Source organism: Desertivirga brevis, from assembly GCF_017355835.1.
This window is the reverse complement of sequence record NZ_JAFEWF010000013.1, coordinates 37680-56839: the sequence shown is the minus strand read 5'-3', so window position 1 is coordinate 56839 and position 19160 is coordinate 37680. Positions and strand designations below refer to the sequence as shown.

Annotated in this window: 17 protein-coding genes; 4 read left to right on the top strand and 13 right to left on the bottom strand. The window is 37.3% G+C overall.

The window, feature by feature from the left end; all coding sequences use genetic code 11:
* Positions 1-80: 80 nt before the first annotated feature.
* The 3 genes from J4N25_RS24280 to glf all read right to left on the bottom strand — a co-directional run bounded on the left by J4N25_RS24280 (position 81) and on the right by glf (position 2990).
* A complete protein-coding gene (locus tag J4N25_RS24280; RefSeq protein ID WP_207424492.1) occupies positions 81-1181 on the bottom strand; it encodes a DegT/DnrJ/EryC1/StrS family aminotransferase in 1101 nt (366 codons plus the stop codon).
* Positions 1178-1549, bottom strand: coding sequence for a sugar 3,4-ketoisomerase (locus J4N25_RS24275; protein WP_207424491.1), 372 nt, complete (start codon positions 1547-1549; stop codon positions 1178-1180). The genes J4N25_RS24280 and J4N25_RS24275 overlap by 4 nt, the downstream gene beginning before the upstream one ends.
* Before the next feature lie 295 nt (positions 1550-1844).
* Positions 1845-2990, bottom strand: a complete 1146-nt coding sequence (gene glf, locus J4N25_RS24270; protein ID WP_207424490.1) for a UDP-galactopyranose mutase — start codon at positions 2988-2990, stop codon at positions 1845-1847.
* A 181-nt stretch (positions 2991-3171) separates the two neighbouring features.
* On the opposite strand from glf, the gene J4N25_RS24265 reads away from it, so the two are divergent.
* Positions 3172-3969, top strand: coding sequence for a methyltransferase, TIGR04325 family (locus J4N25_RS24265; protein ID WP_207424489.1), 798 nt, complete (start codon positions 3172-3174; stop codon positions 3967-3969).
* A gap of 1 nt (position 3970) precedes the next feature.
* On the opposite strand, the gene J4N25_RS24260 is transcribed toward J4N25_RS24265, so the two are convergent.
* Positions 3971-4903, bottom strand: a complete 933-nt coding sequence (locus tag J4N25_RS24260) for a nucleotide-diphospho-sugar transferase (protein ID WP_207424488.1) — start codon at positions 4901-4903, stop codon at positions 3971-3973.
* 103 nt (positions 4904-5006) lie between these two features.
* Between J4N25_RS24260 and J4N25_RS24255 the strand changes: the two genes are divergently transcribed.
* Positions 5007-6035 (top strand): glycosyl transferase, encoded by a 1029-nt coding sequence (locus J4N25_RS24255; protein WP_207424487.1) that lies wholly within the window; start codon positions 5007-5009, stop codon positions 6033-6035.
* A gap of 18 nt (positions 6036-6053) precedes the next feature.
* On the opposite strand, the gene J4N25_RS24250 is transcribed toward J4N25_RS24255, so the two are convergent.
* From J4N25_RS24250 to J4N25_RS24235, 4 genes are read right to left on the bottom strand one after another with little or no spacing between them, the layout of a single operon-like run.
* The gene (locus J4N25_RS24250; protein WP_207424486.1) at positions 6054-7769 is read right to left on the bottom strand and encodes an FkbM family methyltransferase; all 1716 of its coding nucleotides are present in this window, start codon (positions 7767-7769) and stop codon (positions 6054-6056) included.
* Position 7770: 1 nt separating this feature from the next.
* A complete protein-coding gene (locus tag J4N25_RS24245; protein ID WP_207424485.1) occupies positions 7771-8874 on the bottom strand; it encodes a glycosyltransferase family 4 protein in 1104 nt (367 codons plus the stop codon).
* On the bottom strand, positions 8867-9634 hold the full coding sequence (locus tag J4N25_RS24240; RefSeq protein ID WP_207424484.1) for a glycosyltransferase family 2 protein: 768 nt from the start codon (positions 9632-9634) through the stop codon (positions 8867-8869). Before J4N25_RS24240 ends, J4N25_RS24245 begins: the two co-directional genes overlap by 8 nt.
* Positions 9634-11454 (bottom strand): ABC transporter ATP-binding protein, encoded by a 1821-nt coding sequence (locus tag J4N25_RS24235; protein ID WP_207424483.1) that lies wholly within the window; start codon positions 11452-11454, stop codon positions 9634-9636. The genes J4N25_RS24240 and J4N25_RS24235 overlap by 1 nt, the downstream gene beginning before the upstream one ends.
* A gap of 174 nt (positions 11455-11628) precedes the next feature.
* On the opposite strand from J4N25_RS24235, the gene J4N25_RS24230 reads away from it, so the two are divergent.
* Positions 11629-12348, top strand: coding sequence for a glycosyltransferase family 2 protein (locus J4N25_RS24230; protein ID WP_207424482.1), 720 nt, complete (start codon positions 11629-11631; stop codon positions 12346-12348).
* A 9-nt stretch (positions 12349-12357) separates the two neighbouring features.
* Here J4N25_RS24230 and J4N25_RS24225 read toward each other — a convergent pair whose 3' ends face one another.
* The 5 genes from J4N25_RS24225 to J4N25_RS24205 form a co-directional block, all read right to left on the bottom strand.
* Positions 12358-13434 carry a glycosyltransferase family 4 protein gene (locus J4N25_RS24225; RefSeq protein WP_207424481.1) on the bottom strand — a complete coding sequence of 359 codons (1077 nt, stop codon included), beginning with the start codon at positions 13432-13434 and terminating at the stop codon, positions 12358-12360.
* Positions 13431-14399 (bottom strand): glycosyltransferase family 9 protein, encoded by a 969-nt coding sequence (locus J4N25_RS24220; protein ID WP_207424480.1) that lies wholly within the window; start codon positions 14397-14399, stop codon positions 13431-13433. Before J4N25_RS24220 ends, J4N25_RS24225 begins: the two co-directional genes overlap by 4 nt.
* A gap of 84 nt (positions 14400-14483) precedes the next feature.
* The gene (locus tag J4N25_RS24215) at positions 14484-15392 is read right to left on the bottom strand and encodes a glycosyltransferase family protein (RefSeq protein ID WP_207424479.1); all 909 of its coding nucleotides are present in this window, start codon (positions 15390-15392) and stop codon (positions 14484-14486) included.
* Positions 15392-16054 carry a glycosyltransferase family 32 protein gene (locus J4N25_RS24210; protein WP_207424478.1) on the bottom strand — a complete coding sequence of 221 codons (663 nt, stop codon included), beginning with the start codon at positions 16052-16054 and terminating at the stop codon, positions 15392-15394. Before J4N25_RS24210 ends, J4N25_RS24215 begins: the two co-directional genes overlap by 1 nt.
* A 167-nt stretch (positions 16055-16221) precedes the next feature.
* Entirely contained in the window at positions 16222-17511 is a 1290-nt protein-coding gene (locus J4N25_RS24205) for an aminopeptidase P family protein (RefSeq protein WP_207424477.1), read from the bottom strand.
* Positions 17512-17672: 161 nt separating this feature from the next.
* On the opposite strand from J4N25_RS24205, the gene J4N25_RS24200 reads away from it, so the two are divergent.
* Complete coding sequence (locus tag J4N25_RS24200; RefSeq protein WP_207424476.1) at positions 17673-18965, top strand: OmpA family protein; 1293 nt, start codon at positions 17673-17675, stop codon at positions 18963-18965.
* Positions 18966-19160: the final 195 nt, after the last annotated feature.

Sequence of the window (19160 nt, the reverse complement as noted above, 5' to 3'; positions counted from 1 at the left end):
AGGCCCTCTCATAATAAGTTGAGAGGGCCTTTTATTTTGGCCGCTGATGTAGTTAGGTGAAAGGCTCTCACTTGTTATATTTATAGGTCACCTTCAAAAAATCTATTAATAGTTTGAGCTATCATCTTTATCTCATCCCCGGTATGAATTAAAGAGATAGGCAAGCTAAGTGTAGTTCTATGAATCTCTTCAGAAAGAGGATAAGATCCCTGAAGCTTGTCTTTGTATCCCTGTTGGTGATTGGGAGGAATAGGGTAATGAATTTCTGTTTTAATTCCTTTGCCGAACAAGTATTGTTTCAGTTCGTCGCGTTTTTCCGTCCTGATGTTAAATATGTGGAACACTTCATAAGTATTCTCCTGCTCTTTAGGAATAATCACATAATCACTGTTTAATTCCTGTTTATAAATACTGGCAAGGTTTCTTTTATGCTCATTTATCTTATCTACGTCGCAAAGCTTAATTCTAAGAAATGCAGCCTGAAGTTCGTCAAGGCGCGAGTTAATTCCCACGTAATCATTCTTATATTTAACCTGCGAACCATAATTTCTTAAAGCTCTCAACTTCTCAGCCATCAGGGGGTCGTCTGTTATTATGGCTCCCGCATCACCTAAAGCTCCAAGGTTTTTTGTAGGGTAAAAACTATAAGCTCCAAAAATCCCCCAGGTGCCCACAGTCTTACCCCGGTATTTGGCTCCATGAGCCTGTGCACAGTCTTCTATGATATGCAGATTGTATTCTTTAGCTATATTTATCAGTTCGTCCATCTTGCAAGGTTTGCCATATAAATGGACAAGCATAATTGCTTTCGTAGAAGGAGATACCTTTTCCTTTACCCCTTTTGCATCTATATTATAAGTTCCTAGATCCGGTTCTACCAGAACAGGCTTTAATCCAGCATTGACGATACTTAATATTGTTGCAATATAAGTATTAGACGGAACTAAAATCTCTGAGCCTTCAGGTAGATCCAGGGCCAGTAATGAAAGATACAAGGCATCAAGACCGGAAGCGAGGCCAATGCAATACTTACTGCCGCAATATGATGCAAACTCTTCTTCAAAGAGTTTTACTTCTTCCCCTAAAACAAACCAACCTTTATCCAGAAATCTGCTGAATGCCTCTGAAAATTTTTGCTTGTAAGGGGAGTTCACCCTTGAAAGGTCCTCGTACTCTATCATACCTTGTTGTATGGCGTATGTATATAATCACTTGCATCAAAGCTGGTTGATGCCAGTACCATCAAAATAGCATCTTTTGAAAACTCACTCATAGTGTGCCAGTCTTCAGGATATAGAAGGAGACAAGTTGATGGAGAATTCAAGTCAAACCACTTTTGTTCCTGATTATTGTCCGTAAAGATCCGGCAGGAACCTTGTATGCAAATTGCAGCCTGGACCGTTTCAACATGTCGATGACCTCCTCTGACAGAATCATCTACCCCATAAATGTAAAAGATACGGGCAATTGGGAAGGGGATGCACTTATCTATTACCGTTAAATTTCCTCTGTTATCGGTAAAAGTTTTTAAATCTATTAATTCTGGCATTTGGTCTTATCGGTCGTCCAATTCTTTATTTCAACATTTACCCTGCAATTATAGGACTTGTCTCTTCTTAAAAAAAATCCTGAGCACCTTTTGCTTAATTAATCAAAAAAGGAAGGGTAGCTTGATAATTTAATGAAATTGTTTTAATGCAATAGAAAAGTTGGTTTGTTTAAGTGATGCAAACCAGAAGGTCAGTAAGGTGTGATTATGTCGCCGCTGAAGTCATCAAAAGGTTCTGAAATAGTAAAGGCCCCTTTTTAGGAGCCTCTTTGGTTTTATTTGGGAGCTAATTGAGTTATACAGCCTCTTTTAAAACAGCGTCGTTTTTTTCAACACCCAGCTCTCGTTTTGCTTTCACCAATGCCGAACCGACAACCTGGTGCATATCATAATACTTGTATTCGGCCAAACGCCCTCCAAAAATTACATTAGTTTCTTCCTTTGCTAATGCCTGGTATTTTTTCAGGATGGCAGTATTATTTTCGTCATTGATAGGGTAGTAGGGCTCTACTCCTTTCGCTGCTTGTAATGAGTACTCCTTAGTAACTACTGTCTTTGGTTGCGTACCAAATTCAAAGTGTTTGTGTTCTATTATACGGGTGTAAGGAGTTTCCGGATCTGTATAATTGATCACTGCGTTGCCTTGATAATTCTCTGTATCTACTACTTCGGTTTCGAACTTAAGGCTGCGGTACTCCAGTTCGCCAAACTGATAGTTATAGTATTCATCTATTTTTCCGGTAAATACAATCTTATCGGCAAGTAAACTTAGTTCTTCACGATTGGCAAAGAAGTCAGTATCGAGACGTACTTCTACACCCTCCAGCAGTCCTTCTATAATCTTATTATAACCGCCAACAGGGATACCTTGGTATTTATCGTTAAAATAGTTGTTGTCGTAAGTAAAGCGAACAGGTAAGCGTTTAATGATAAAAGCAGGAAGTTCAGTAGCTTTTCTTCCCCATTGCTTTTCTGTATAGTGTTTGATTAATTTTTCGTAAATATCAGTTCCTACCAATTTTAGGGCCTGCTCTTCAAGATTCTTGGGCTCTGTAATATGAAGATCAGCAATTTGTTCCTCAATCTTCTTTTTAGCCTCATCAGGAGTTTTAGTTCCCCAAAGGCGATAAAAAGTATTCATATTGAAAGGAAGGTTATACAATTCGCCGTTATAATTTGCTACTGGAGAATTAGTATACCGATTGAATTCAGCAAATTGATTTACATAATCCCAAATTTCTTTATCGTTGGTATGAAAGATATGAGCACCATACTGGTGCACGTTAATGCCTTCCATCTCCTTACAGTAAACGTTACCTCCGGCATGATTACGCTTATCAATTACCAGACATTTTTTTCCTGCTTTGGTAGCTTCGTGTGCAAAAACGGCTCCGAATAGTCCAGAGCCTACTATTAAGTAGTCGTATGCGTTTAATTTCATAGAATAGTTGATATGATGTTCTTTTAACCCAAAAAAGGGTTATATGTTTGATCTGTAAGCGATTTTAGAACTTAGATGACTTGCTTGTAGGAAAAGTAGTCAGCTGATATTTTGTTTCTTATTTATAGGATTAATATATATGGCAATATTATTATAATTTTATCTGCTCTAGATATGAATAATGCTTAGAAAACTAAAAAAAATCTTTAATAAGGGAAGTAAAAAGGAGAAATATGGGTGGTTTGGTAATTATTCCAACTGGGAAGCTGCTTTAGATGCTTCAACTGGTTATAGCGCTGATAACATACTAGAGAAAACAAAGCAATCACTTTTGAAAGTAAAACAAGGCGAGGCGGTATATGAGCGTGATTCGGTTTTGTTTGATAAGAAGGAGTATCCGTTTGCGGTGATCTCCTGCTTGTTAAATATTGCCGTTAAAAATAATAATACACTAAATCTTATCGATTTTGGTGGATCACTCGGAAGTACGTGGTTTCAAGTCAAGGACTTCATACCTGATAATGTCAAGGTTACCTGGACAATTGTGGAGCAGGAGAAATATGTGGAATGCGGGAAGCAATTTTTCGAAGATGAAAAGTTGAAGTTTGCCTATAGTATTGAGGAGTGCCTGGAGACCAGTATGCCAAGTGTAGTGTTGTTATCAGGGTCTGTTCAGTATCTTTCAGATCCGCATAGTTTTCTTAAACAGCTTGCTTCTTATAGTTTCGATTACTTAATATTTGACCGGACAGCATTTGTGAAAAATAAGGAGGAGGATCAGCTAACAGTCCAAATTGTACCTCCTGATATCTATAGCGCATCATATCCATCCTGGTTTTTTAACGAGAAGAGATTTCTGAATCATTTTAACGATTATAAGGTCGTAGCGGAGTTCGTGTCATTTGTAGAAGGTGAAACGGATATTAAAATAGACGGCGTTCCGGCCGGGTTTGATAAAGGTTTCTTCCTGAAGAGGTAGTTTAAAATTTGAAAAGGTTTCTAAATCTCCTTAGCCAACTCATTTTCTTAATATTAAAATCTGCGTAAAAGGTTTGAAGATCAGCTTCAGTGCAGGCTGTGAAAGTTGAAGGGTGAGTAATTATATCGGGAAGTTGCTCTGTTTTTATATTTGCAAAAATGTGGTCACTATTAATTGTGTGAGTACCATCTGCGCGAAAACCTATATTACTTATGAGGTTGAAATTCGGAACAGCTACCAAGCCTTTTTGAAAAAAATTTATGAAGCGAAGTTGATAATCCCAGGTGTCAATTTTTCCTTCCTTTAACTCGTTAAAAGCCTCCATGAATTTTTGAGTTACAATTCTATTCTTATAGATTTCCTGTAAATGCTGTTCTAGCTCTTTTTCATTGTAGTTATTTAATTCGACGTCATAGTTCTTCCAAACTCGTTTCCAGCTCGCCCAGCCCCAAACTTCTATATTATTGGAGAAATAATAGCTGGCAGAACCCCATCTTTTTCCAGGCTGAACATTGCAGCCCGTTATTTGAGTAACCCGGTTATCATCCCTGTAATTCTCCAGGAGTTCATCGCAAAACCGGAAAAAATCAGCGGAGGGTAAACAATCATCTTCTAATATAATCCCTTCTTCTTCGTGTTGAAAAAACCAATCTATCGCTGACGACACGGCATATTTGCAGCCTAAATTTTTTTCCCTGAACAGGGTTTTTATTTCGCAATGCCAGTCTACCTGTTCGACTATTGCCTTTGCCTCTTTAGAAAGTTTAATCTCTCCAGGTCTCTCCAACCTTGGACCATCTGCTGCTATATATAACCTTTCAGGTCTAGCTTCCTTTATCTTTTCAAATACCGCTACTGTTGTATCTGGTCTGTTAAAAATTAAAAAGAGGACTGGTGAAACCGTTTGATAAGAAGCCACGTATCTAAAATTCAAAGTGGGAGTTTTTACAATAACAATTTTGTAAAGATAATACATAATTCTTATAGTACTTTTTCTCACTTCTGTTGTCTAGACAAGAAACATTGCGACAAGTAGGATGAGCAGAGAATTTGCAGATTTTTCGTCTAATGATGAATTACTTAATTTTTGTACCCTTTTCAATTCAGTTTATTTGTCAAGAGGCCTGGCGTTGTACAATTCATTAAACGAGCATTGTAATCGATTTCATTTATATATTATTGCATTTGATGATGACTGTTATAACACACTTTGTAAACTTAGACTGGACAAGGCAACAATAATTCCCTTAAGGAACTTCGAGGATAAAGATTTATTAACAGTAAAGCCTACCCGCACTGCAGGGGAGTATTGCTGGACTTCTACTTCTTCTGCCATATTGTATTGTATAAACAACTTTAATTTAAATCATTGCACCTATCTTGATGCTGATCTTTTATTCTTCGAAGATCCGCGAGTGCTATTAGCCGAAATGGGAACCAATTCCGTTCTAATTACTGAACATCGTTTTACTCCGGAGCATGATCAATCTAAGAATGGAAAATATTGCGTTCAATTTGTCAGTTTCAGAAGCACTCCTGAAGGGCTTAGGGTTCTAAACTGGTGGCGAGATGCTTGCTTAGAATGGTGTTATAACCGTGTTGAGGATGGCAAGTTTGGCGACCAAAAGTATTTAGACTGCTGGAGGGAGAAGTTCGAAGGGGTACATGAGCTCCAGCACCTGGGAGGTGGGGTTGCGCCTTGGAATGTTCAACAATATGAATTTTCTGAGGTGGGCGAGAAAATTTATGGGAACGAAATTAAGACAGGGTCGGTTTTTCAATTAATTTTTTATCATTTCCACGATTTTCGGTATGCAGAAGCAAATACTTTCAGGTTAACTGCAGAACATTATTTCCTGGCACCCAAAACAATTGAGTTGATTTATAGAAGATACATCAATGAACTCGTTAACTCTGAAAGGGAGATCAAAATTGTGAATCCCATTCAGAGATTTAATGAAGATAGAATTCCATTGAGGTGGATTACCAAGTCCTTGGGAAGAAGTTTACAGTTTTTTATAAAGGGATACTATAAAAATTATTTTAAAGCCTATAAGATCGCTTAGCTGTAGGTCCTCTTTAATTTATATTTCGAAATTTTTTTCTTTGTATAAGTACGTCTTTACGGTCTTTGCATATAATTCATAGTTGTACTGAATCATCAATTGATGAATACTCGATTTATCAACATTATTCAAGTTGACTTCATTTTCAATTAAAACTATTTTGGGCCTGTATTTCGTCCAGTTATTTGACTTAATAACATTAACATCAAATCCTTCTGCATCTATTGATAAAAAGTCGATTTCTTGATTCTCCGGTAGGTATTCATTTAAAATGTTTTCTAATGTTTTGGTCTTTAATTCGACCGTTTGTTCGATACGGTAATGTTCTTTACCATTTCTTTCCTCGGCCATAGAATTGGAGAAAGTATTAAGAGCCGGCTCGTTGAAAATATAAAATGGAATGGATTCTTCTTTATCAGAAACAGGAATTTCCTGATTTATATCTCTTGGTCTGAACTTTTTAAAGCTGTCCATACTTCCTGGCATAGCATCGATATTAATACCCCGCCAGCCTTTTTCATAAAACTTGTATGTATTGGAAAACCTAAGTGGGTGATGCGCACCTATATCTACAAAAAAGCCTGAAGGCTGGAATTCGAAAATGCGTCCAAGAACTGCATCTTCTCCCTCCTGAGAGTAAGAGACATTACGATGGGTCTCAATTTCTTGTTGTAGTTGTAATTCGTTCGGAAGCTGGGAGGTAAGCTTAAGATCTTTTATTGAAGGGTTTACTTGTAGGTAAAAATCCTCGATCTTGTCTCGTTCAGTCTTCTTATTCCTTTTTCGCCACTTTTTAAACTTGTACTTGGCTCGCTTAATCCAACCCTTCCTCTTTGCTGCTTCTTTCAAGATTCGCTCTTTTCGGGCTTCCAAATCGAAATCAAGATTTAGAGTATAATAGTCAGCCTCTATTTGAGGCAAAAAATATCTTGGATCTAAAATCTGCTCTGGTAATGAAGACAGAGGAATTCGGGCATTAGGGTCATCAGTAGTAAAAGTATGAGTAGCATTTTCTCCGAAACCAATATTGGTTATAAGATTGTAGTTGGGAATAATTGAGAGGCTATGATTAAAAAAGTTTATTAATGTAAGTTGGTAATCCCAGGTATCGATTTCTCCTGCTTTAACCATCTTGAAAATGTTCGTCCAGCTTTCCGCGATAAGTGGCTCCCGGAAAATCGCTATAAAACGACTAAACACTTCATGGTCTTCATAATTAGACAGGTTCTTATCGTAATCCTTCCAAACTCTTCTCCAAGAGGCCCAACCCCAGACGTGGGTCATATTAGAGAAATAGTAGGTATGGTCTCCACGAAATCTCCCATGCTGTAAATTACAGCCGGAAATGTGGCGAATTCTGCTATCAAACCGGTATTTCTCAAGAAGCGTATCGCAAAACCGGAAGAAATCATTTGAAGGCAAGCAGTCGTCTTCCAAAATTATACCTTCTTCTTCATTTTGAAAGAACCAATCTATAGCACTTGAAACCGCCTCTTTACACCCCAGGTTTTCTTCCCTGAAAAGCGTCTTAACCTCACATTGCCAATCTATATGTTTTACTATATCACGCGTTGCCTTACAGCTATCTAACTCATTCCTTTCGGGCCTGGGCCCGTCAGCAGCAATGTAAAGCTTTGTTGGTTTTGCCTCTCTAATCCGATCAAAAACAAGTTTAGTTTGCTCAGGTCGATTAAATATAAGAAATAATACAGGAGACTTAGCGAAGTGGATCATCTTAGCTTTTATCTAATATTTTTTTATAAACTAATTTAGTCTTTTCCATGCAACTACTCATTGAAAATCGGCTCAACTGCGCAGGCATTTTGTTAGTGAGAGTTTGACGAGCGGCTGTGTCAAATAGAATAGATTGAATGGCTTCTGTAATTGAAGACGGCTCGTAGGGATCGAAGTATACAGCAGCATCACCTCCAACTTCTCTGAAACAACTGGTATTGCTTAAAGCTACGGGACAGCTTGCTGCAAATGCTTCAAGTATTGGAAGGCCAAACCCCTCATATAGGGAGGGGTTTACATATACTAATGCATGTTTATAAAGTTGATGTAACTCTGCGTCATTAACCTTAAACTGTCTTATTCGATCTGAAAGTCCTAATCTATGAATTACTTCCTTTTCAACACTTCGAAAGGCTTCACCTCCTGCACAAATTATTTCTATGTCCCTATAGTTCTCAACAATCTCTTTTACGGCCTGAAGAAATGTGAGGAAGTTTTTATAACTAGTTCTATCTCCAACAAAGAGAATGTAATTCCCGTAGTCCTTCGAAATTCTTCCAGAAAAATCGATAGGATTATAACCGTGATATATAACAGTTATCTGATCTTCCGGTATCTGATAATATTCCTGTAAATCCCGTTTTGTCGACTCGGAAATTGCGATGAAATGATTTGTTCGCTCTATTGTAAGCCGTTTTTGATGAGTTGTTTCGTCATCTAAAGGAAAATATAAGGGAAATTTCTCATGTATTAGATCATGGACGGTTAGTACAACGGGGACTTTAACATGATCCACAAAATATGGATCATAATAGGTAGGGTGAAATAAATCGTATTTGTTTTTTTGAATACACTTAAGTGAATACCGTGTGTTTTTTCGATAAATACGACTGTCAGAATATTTTTTTATCATATACCGGGAAATAATTCTCGGCAAAGGGAACTTCTCATCCTTTAAGTAATAATTTTTAGTAAAGTAAATTCCTCTGTCGAATGAAAACTCATCAGATTCAGACAACGCTGCCTGGATGTTAGCGAAATAGCGGGAAATTCCTCCAAAGACCTGGTTAGAAAAATGCTGATGGTCAAACTGAATCTTAATCATCCACTTTTGTTTTTTTTAATCTTTTTTTGAATTTTTTAAACCGGTAACGTAAATAGTACTTAGTCTTTAGATACTTTTTCAAAATATCTTCGAAGTCATTCTCAAAGGCCTCGTCTAATGTAGATTCGGAAAACCCTCCCTGGGTAAAATTAGAAATGAGAAAAGGCCAGTGGAATTTACCGAAGCTTTTATCTGTCCAGCACTGTATATTAAGGTAATAATCTGCTGCTACCGTGTATTTTTCATTATATCTGTACTTCTCGAAAACACTTCGTGGGTACAAGATCCCTTGATGACAAATACATTCGAATGGTAAAGATTTTTGTGTATAAGGTTCTGTATTTAACACCCGATTTCCCCAAAGGCAACATCCGTAGTAGATAGTTTGAGGACTCTTTAATTGTAATGCGAACTCGCTAAATCCTGGGAGAAGGAAGTCGTCTGCACCTAAGAACATAAGCCATTTACCTTTTGTGAATTCAATTGCTTTATTCATTGCGTTATAAATTCCAGTGTCCTTCTCGCTGATCCAATAACCAAGACTTTCGTTATATTTCTTTAATATTTCAACGGTTCCATCGGTGCTCTCACCATCAACAATTACGTGTTCAATGTTTTTGTACTCCTGATTAACAACAGATTGAATGCATCTTTCAAGACAATATGCAGAATTTTTTACAACGGTTATAACCGAGATAAGTGGGAGACCAGGTCCCTCTATGGTGTTTTCTAGCTTTTTTTTTACCTCTATATTTGACATTACTCACTAAACGTTTGCATTTCAATTAAACGTTTATAAAGTCCATTTCGCGACATCAACTCAGAATGGGTGCCCTTTTCAACAATTCTTCCTGCGTCAAGAACGACAATAATATCAGCATTTTGAATGGTACTAAGACGATGTGCAATCACCAGCGTGGTACGGTTTGCCATCAGTTTATTCAATGCATCTTGCACCAGTTTTTCTGATTCAGTGTCGAGGGCTGAAGTAGCTTCGTCTAGAAGCATTATAGGAGGGTTTTTTAGCACAGCTCGGGCAATGCTAAGTCTCTGTTTTTGACCGCCCGACAGCTTAACACCTCTATCCCCAATATTAGTGTAGTAGCCTTCGTCGGTTTTGAGAATAAACTCGTGTGCATTTGCTATTCTAGCGGCTGCTTCTACCTGGTCTTGAGTTGCGGTAGTTTTACCGAAGGCTATATTGTTAAAAATCGTATCGTTAAACAGAATTGACTCCTGATTCACAAAACCCATTTGAGCTCTTAATGAGTCCATTTCGATATCTTTAATATCTATTCCATCAAATAATATGCGACCTTCCTTTGGTTCAATAAACCGGGGGATCAAATCCATTAATGTCGATTTTCCGCCTCCTGAAGGGCCAACTAATGCTACTGTTTTACCTCTAGGTATTGTTAACGACACCTCATTTAAAATTATTTTCTCTCCGTATGCAAAAGTGATGTTCTCCAGTTCAATTGCGTAGTCAAAGCCGGAAACTGACTTAGCGTTTTGAGAATTTTGTATTTCTGGTCTCATGTCAACCAGCTCTAAAATACGTTCACCCGCAGCTAAACCAAGGTTAATGCCTGTAAAAGAATCTGAAAGTGCTTTTGCGGGTCGTGTAAGCTGTGAAAATATACCTATATATGCGATGAAAGCTGGCGCAGTAAGCTCTGAACTACCACTAAGGACAAGGCTTCCTCCATACAACAAAATAAAAGCAACCATTACTACTCCTAGGAATTCCGATATAGGAGATGCTAGTTGTTGTCTTTTTGCCATCTGCCGGCCAATTTCAGAAAAGTTTTCATTCTCCTTGTTGAACTTTTCGGTAATAAAGCTGGTGGCATTAAATGCTTTGATTATTTTTATTCCTGAAAGTGCCTCCTCCAAATTACTAACCATTGTTCCAAACGATGCTTGAGATCCAAAAGCCTGATTTTTTAGACTTTTTACTAATCTTGCTATAAATATCGCGGAAACGGGAATAAACAGGATTGAAACGAAAGTTAGTTTGTAAGAGATGCCAAATAGGGCGATCAAATATGCGATAAGTTGAAAGGGCTCTCTGAAGATCACTTGCAACGTGCCTGTAACCGTAAATTGAACTACCTGAACATCGTTAGTTATCTTTGACAAGATATCTCCTTTTCTTTCATTATTAAAAAAGCCAAGATGCATGTTCATTACGTTTTCGAACACCGTTTTCCTGATATTGAGTAGCGTATGAATTCTTAAATTCTCCATAACTCTCTGTGAGAAATACTTGAAGAGGTTGCTGAGTAAAACAGAAATAACAATAATTATGCAAATAAATTGGAGTGCTCCATAAGTACCGTAGGTCCTGTTTATCTCTTGGGAATAGAAGTTGAATGCTCCCATTATATCCCAGAAATTATCTGGCTGTTCGTAAATCTTCCCCTTCTTTGTTGTATCAAATAAGAAGGTAAGTAGTGGAACTAAGAGGGCAAGGTTTAGGGTATTGAAGACAACATGTAGAAGTGTCGTGAAAATATATGGTACAGCGAACTTTCCAATCGGACTAGCAAAGGATAATAACCTAAAGTACGTTTTCATTTATATGCTTAATCTGCAAAGGTAAAGTTTCCTATTGTAGTTCTTTAAATTGCTCTTATTTTTTGACCTAACCAATACTTAGGAGTCGAAGATTTCCCGGGATTTCGATGACATTCTGAGTCAAAATATATCAATATGTTTGTTTTCTTTTTATCACCCATAAAAAAGGCTTAAATGACTATTGCAAATATCAGTGCTCCTAAAATCTCTATTATCATTGTAACCCGGAATGCGGCGTCAACTTTGCAATCCTGTCTTAATAGTATATATTCCCAAAGGTATTCAAATGTGGAGATCATCATTCAGGATGGAGCAAGTACAGACCAAACAGTTGATATTTTAAAGTCGAATTCTCATCGCTTATTCTGTTGGAAAAGTGAACCAGATAGGGGAATTTATGATGCTATGAATAAAGCAATTGATGAAGTAACCGGTAATTGGGTTATTTTTTTAGGGGCGGATGACGAACTTCTTGATGGTTTTTCGGATATGGCTTTAGAGCTAAAAGAAGCCCATTCCATCTATTACGGCAATGTTATATATAAAGGCATGAAATGTTCTGGATTCATGACGCCATACAAAATGGTTAAAACTGGGATGTCTCACCAATCTATGTTCTATTCTTCTTCAATATTCAAAAGTCACAGGTATAACTTAAATTACAAAATTTCAGCTGATTCAATATTAAATATGGAGTGCTGGTCTGATAAATCCATTAAATGGATATATAAAGACTATATGATTGCTAACTACAATCATACGGGCATTTCTTCTCGAGACTTTGACCAGCTTCTGAAAAAAAACATGTCCAGGCTGGTTTTTAAGCATTATGGCTTTATAGTCTGGATAAGATATAAGATAAGAGAATTCAAGAAATTGTATAGGAAGGGCTAGTTGTATCCTTTAATTATTCAGTAATTCCTTGTAAATTTTATAGTAGGCTTGTGCTGTCTTTTCCCACGTAAATTCAGTTGCTCTTTGCTTAGCTTTCTTTCTAAGGCTGGGGTCAGATATAAATTTTTCTAAACCCTCCTTGAAAACTTGTTGCATGTGCTGCGGGGAGAAGTCCTGGAAGTAAAAAGCAGCGTCGCCGCCTATCTCGGGCACAGCGGTATGTGTTGAAAGAAAAACAGGTTTTCCGAAATGCATCGCTTCAATAATAGGCAGTCCAAAGCCTTCTGCAATCGATGGAAAGGCAAAAGCCAGGCAATTATAGTAATACCAGGCTTTATCTATATCACTAACAGGGCCAGTTAATTTAACCCGATTTTCGAATCCTAGCTCTCGCGCTGCTTCCAATATCTTATTTTCGTAACCCAAAGGGTGACGATTTCCCGATATTACAAGCTCATAATCATTATCTTGTAGTAATGCAGGCAGCACATGAAAATTTTTTTTTGCCAGCAGCTCGCCGATACTAAATATGAATGGTTTTGAAGGCTGATAATCAGGGGTGTGATTTGGAGTTATAGTAAGTTGGTCTGCTCCATTATAAACGACTTCCAGCTTGTTTTGAGCTTGAGGAAAATGTCGAAGGATATCTTTTGCAACAAATTTTGATATAGCAACGATCCTATCGCATTCACTAATATAATCGCCTAGGCGTTTTAAATATTTAACATGAGCAGGAGAGAGTTCGTTGTTCTCGTACAATACATTTAAGTCATGAATAGTAATAACTTTTTTCCCAGAAACTCTCGTTGGTTTCAGTCTGCAAATTTGATCCGTAAAATGGACTAGGTCAAATTTATTTCGCTGAGGGAAGTAATATTTATAGAATTCATTATGCTTTATTGTGTAGGGTTTTCCATCAAATAATGGGGTTCCTTTTTTGGGAAGATAAAAGTTCAAGATAACGTTATACGCATTTTCGTGATTTAATAGTGCTTGAGACAGACTATAACCGAAATAAAATAAACCTGTATTAGGGTTTTTCATTGAATCTAATGTAACCAAGACATTTGCTGGTCTCTTTATCATTTTTGCCAATGTTTAATTTTATCTAATACAGTTGCGGGATTTATGGTGTCTATATCTCCTCCTTCTGCCTGAATATATGTTGCTTTTACACCTATAGGTCTCCATCTTTGGGCATTAATTGATGACGAATTAGGATATAAGCCTAAAGCATGTATGCCCGCAGCAGCAGCAAGATGGACAGGTCCTGTACTAGCAGCTACTAAACCGTCAGCTTTGCTTATAAAGCTTAATAGTTGGGCTAATGAAAATCTTCCGGTCAAATTTATCACACGGTCTTCTAAGCTTTGAATCCAGTGACCTAAAATGTCCTTTTCTTTCTCAGAACCAGAAATGAAAATTCGATAACGTGTAGGGTCAAGAGATTTTATAAGTTCTGCGTAATGTTCTAAAGACCATTCTTTAGCACTTCCCGAGGATTTCGGATGGATTACCAGATTGAACTTATCGTTACCCAAAAGGCCTTCTATTCCTCTATCAAGAATCAATTCTGGTTTAAGTCCATAATATGTTGGTATTTCTGTTAAGCCAGGATTTATATCTAATTTCAGGCCTTTTAAAAGTTTGATATTTAATTGAGCTTCGTGTAAATCCGATTTTTTTCTACTAAGCTTTATTAAATTGTTGCAGTATAGCCAATGATAAACACGATTTCTGGTACCAATGCGAACTGGAATATTGACATTTGAGGCTAAAGCTGCAACGCGTTTTTTTGGAAAAACATGAATTATCGCGTCAATGCTAAGGTCTTTTAATTGTTGCTTGGCAATTTCATCATTTGCCCAATCGCTAAAATTGACAAAGTTGTCAACATAAGTGCAGGCAGTAATCAGTTCTTTTGTATAAGAATTTCCTAAAAAAGAGATTTTGGCATCGGGAAGATATTTTTTTATTAAGCCACATAAGGGCAACGTAAGTACTACATCCCCAATTGCGTCTGTTCTGCTTATTAGTATATGCCTAATCAATTTGTTACTTGCAATTTTATCTAATACGGTTTCTTCTTTAAAAAAGCTTCAGCTCTAATTGTTTTTTAATTAAAAGCTGTAAGCCTACTTATTTAACAGTCTATAGTTTTTATATTCAAAAAAACGATAGCCTGTCAGATCTTCTATAAAATGAAGTACTCTATATTTGAAGGGCATTGTAGTTTTCTTTTTATCATAGACGAAGGTCCAATCTTGTCCTTTAACCCATTTTTCCATCAACTTAGGATGCTTGCCTTTGAATTCTTCTAGCTTATCGATACTCTCGTATTTGAACTCCTTCTTCTCTGCATCGTCTACAACAAGACTAGGGTCGTAAAAACTATGAAAAACCTCTCCCTTTTTTGTCATAAGCTTTGGCGGCCTTACATAACTATAATGAAAAACCGGGATATTTACTTTAACAACGTTAAGCTTACGTCCTTTTTCTCCGTTTTCGTATGCCTTCCTGCTTGTGTAAACTCTGAATCCTTGAGAATCACGATAAGCAAGTATTACTTTATCATTCCTGAATACTCTTATCTCATTACGGTGAACTTTTCTTGAAGTCCTTATATAATTATATCCGCCCCAGAAATTCATGAAAGGGAACAAAAAACCCTCCACTTCGGGATCTTGATCATATTTATAAACTGCGTCTTTGATCTTATATAGGTCCTCTTCATGAATAACCTCATCAGCCTGAATGTGAAATCCCCATTTCCCAGTAATGGCATCTACTCCGGCATTAGCCTGTTGAGCAAATATTTTCCCTCCGGTACGCAGATTCATATCCCAAACGGTATCTACTATTTTAATCTTAGGAGAATTTAACGCCAGAATGGCTTCCCGGGTACCATCCCTTGAATCACCGACCACTGCTATGAATTCATCGCAGATGGGAAGGACTGACTGGATCGCTTCTAAAAAAGGATAACCCATTTCTATCCCGTTACGGACATAAGAAAAACCGCTTATCGTTATTTCAGCATTCATTATTGTAAGTCTTTTTTGATTACCGGGGTTACCAGTTGTTGCTTTTTCCAATGATCACCTCGTTTGTATAAAAAGAATTTGCCAAACCGGTACTTTACCTTCAAGTGTCCATTATAGTCTGTTCCAAAAACTCTATGAGGGATATTTGGATCTTCCTCAAGGCATTGTTTAATTGCTTTTGTGTATACTGTAGGGCCAGTCATTGCATGAACATCATTTGGGAACTTATTCAGGTAGATGTTCTCAACAACAAGCTCAATTGTTCTTTTAAGAAAAGGATGCCCTGCTTCATAAACTAATGCGTACTGTGCAAATAAGTTTGGGTCTCCTTCTAAGGTTATAATAGCCTTGTCCTGAGAGCTAATGAAATCAGAAAGGCGGCCTGAAATTCCACTATCTATATCCAAATAAACACCGCCTTTTTTGTAGAGAATAGCATACCTGAAAAAATCGGCCTTAGCTGCTCCTATATTTAATTTTTGATAGGCTTTAAAAACTTCCTCAGAATACTCTGCTTTGAAAAAATCCTCAATCCGCTGGTCGTCATAAAACTCATAATTATATTCCGGGTTCTTTTTTCTGAACCTCTTTATATGCCAACGGGTTATGAAGGGTAACTTATTTGTCTTAAATGTCTGAAAAATGAACTTTGGAATAGACAATTTATTGGTTTTTTAAAGTTTCCTGTGCTTTATGCTTTCAAGATTGGGATTGATCGGGACAAAAATAACAAAATCTGGAACTTGTCTGGTTTGGAATTGAAATCAGGAAATCTGCTTTTGATTACCTACTTCTCTGCAACTAATTTAAAAAAGCACAAATCCAAACATTAAGAATTCATCAGTTCTTCGATAGCATCCGCTTCAAGGGGGATGTCCTCCATAAGATCAATGTTACCCGACTCTGTTAATAATATATCGTTTTCCAATCTGATCCCGAAACCTTCTTCCCTAATATATATACCTGGTTCGCAAGTTAGAATATTTCCTTCTTCGAAAGGAGTGTATCTGCCAGCAAAATCGTGGACGTCTAAACCCAGGTGATGAGAAGTGCCGTGCATGAAGTATCTTTTATATAAAGGCATTTTGGGATCCTGTTTTTCTACTTCAAATTTATTAAGCAATCCCAAACCTATTAATTCACTCTCCATTATTTTTCCGACTTCTGTGTGGTATTCGTTCCAGATAGTCCCAGGCACCAACATTTTTTTAGCTTCTTTGAATACTCGCAGCACTGCATTGTACACATCTTTTTGTCTTTGGGTAAATCTCCCGTTAACGGGAATGGAGCGACTTAAGTCTGCATTGTAATTTGCGTATTCGGCAGCGAAGTCAAAGAGAATTAAATCACCGTCCTTACATATCTGATTGTTGTCATTATAATGGAGGATATTAGCATTAGCACCAGATGCAATGATGGGACTATATGCATGACCTGTCGCTCCCTGTCTGATAAATTCGTGAATTATCTCTGCCTCAATTTCATATTCTTTCACGCCCGGTTTCACAAATTTTAGAACTCTTATAAAAGCATCGCGCGTTATTTGGCAGGCTTTCTTTGTTAAATCGACTTCAAAAGAAGACTTTTTTGCTCTTAGTTGTCGCAGTAAGGGGGCTGACCGTTCGTACTTATGTAGCGGGAACTTATATTTAAGATCATGAATAAAGCGAAGATCTCGGTAGGGAACAGGATTATCTGAGCGATCATTTTCATTCGTATTTAGATATATCGTCTCTGCGTAGTGAATTATACTATTAAAGACACTCCAGAAATCCTCGATCCACATTACTGTTTCTATCCCTGATGCTCCTATAGCTTGTTGTTTTGTGAATTTATATCCTTCCCAGACCGCAATATGGTCATTTGTTTGTCTTAAAAACAGGACTTCCCGGTATAGAGGATTGGGACAATCTGGGTATAAAAGCAATATTGTTTGCTCTTGATCGATTCCGCACAAATAAAAAATGTCACTATTCTGTTTAAATGGAAAATTTTGATCGCCGCTTCGCGGAAACTCGTCATTAGAATTAAAGATAGCTATCGAGTTGCTTTTCAGTAAATTAATGTAATTGTGCCGATTCTTTTGAAATAGGTTTTTATCGAGGGAAGGGTATTTCATGCTAATACAAATTTATTTAACTGCAAACCATTTTATACTGAACATGTTTAAAGCTGAAGAAAATGGAACAGTATTTGGTTGATTTGGTGAAATCAAACTTATATTTATTTTTGTAAAAAATTACACAATTAAAAATTGTTTAACCTTAAAAAAAACGCAGCATGAATTATTCTACATTAAGGAAAGTTTTTGCGGTTTCTAGTTTAGCCTTAGCAGGTATCACTACTGCTTCTGCGCAGGAAACTACAACCACATCAACTTCAGGCTCCGCTACCACGGTGTTTGGTGGCGCTAGCCAGTACAGAACATGGTCTATTGGTATTAACGGAGGTGTTTTAGCTCCAATTGTACCTTTCGGCACTAATGATTATGGTGACTGGGAGATGAATTTCGGTTATGGAGCTTTCATTAAAAAGCAAATTGCCCCATCTTTCGCAGCTAAATTAGATTTCCACCGTGGTAATTTAGCAGGTAAATTCGATAATTTCGATGGAAGAGTTCAACAGGGCGGCCAACCAAGCTCTTTTGACACAGATCTACATTATGCTATCTCTTTAAAGGGAGTTGCAAATGTTGGTACTGTTTCTTTCTTAAGCAGAACTAGAAACTTAGGCTTCTACGTTCAAGCGGGTGCTGGTTTAACTAGCTACAAACCAGATGACAACGGCGAAAGACGCGAGCTTTTTATTCCAGTAGGTGTTGGAGCTAACTTCAAGTTAAGCGATATGATTGCCTTAAACTTAGGTTATGATGCTAACTTCCTGGATGCTGATAACTTAGATCGTACCTGGAAAAACGGTGCATCTAATAAAGACAGATGGTCTTACGGTTATGCAGGTCTTGAATTTACTTTAGGAAACAAAGCAAAACCAAGCTTACAGTGGACAAACCCAATTGCTGTAATGTATGATGAATTAAAAGATCCTACTTTACGTCAAGAAGTTGAAGCTCTAAAAACTCGCGTAAGCACTTTAGAGAACACTGTAAACCAACTTTCTGCTGATGCTGATGGTGATGGAGTTTCTGATAAATTTGACAAAGAGCCTAATAGCGCTGCTGGTGCTGTTGTTGATGGTTCTGGTCGTACAATCAAGTTCCCTTCAGCTGATTCATTAGCTGCATCTGGTGCTGGTAACATCATCCAGTTTGAGTTTGATAGTTCAGTTCTTAAAACTTCATCTTATCCAACTTTAGATAGAATTTCTTCTGAATTACGTGGAAACTCAGCAGCTAAAGTAACTTTAGATGGACATGCTTCTGCAGAAGGTACTGAAGCTTACAACTTGAACTTGTCTCGTGACAGAGCTAATTCTGTTAAAACTTACTTAGTAAACTCTGGTGTTGATGCTAATCGTATCTCTACTAAAGCTTACGGTGAAAGCCGTCCTTTAACTTCTAACGCAACAGAAGAAGGTCGTATCAGAAACCGTCGTGTTGAGATCAAACAAAGATAATACTGTATATAAGCGTATTATTAAAAGGACTTAAACGTCCGATAAAAAGAAGGGCTCGCAAATGCGGGCCCTTCTTTTTTTATAGAATTCTGGTTAGAATATCTGGCTAAGGAGGATAGCTTTCCTTTTTTAAATTTTTTGGCTCAACCCCTTGACTCTTAAATTATTTGCCTTATCTTTGCAGTCCCAATTTAA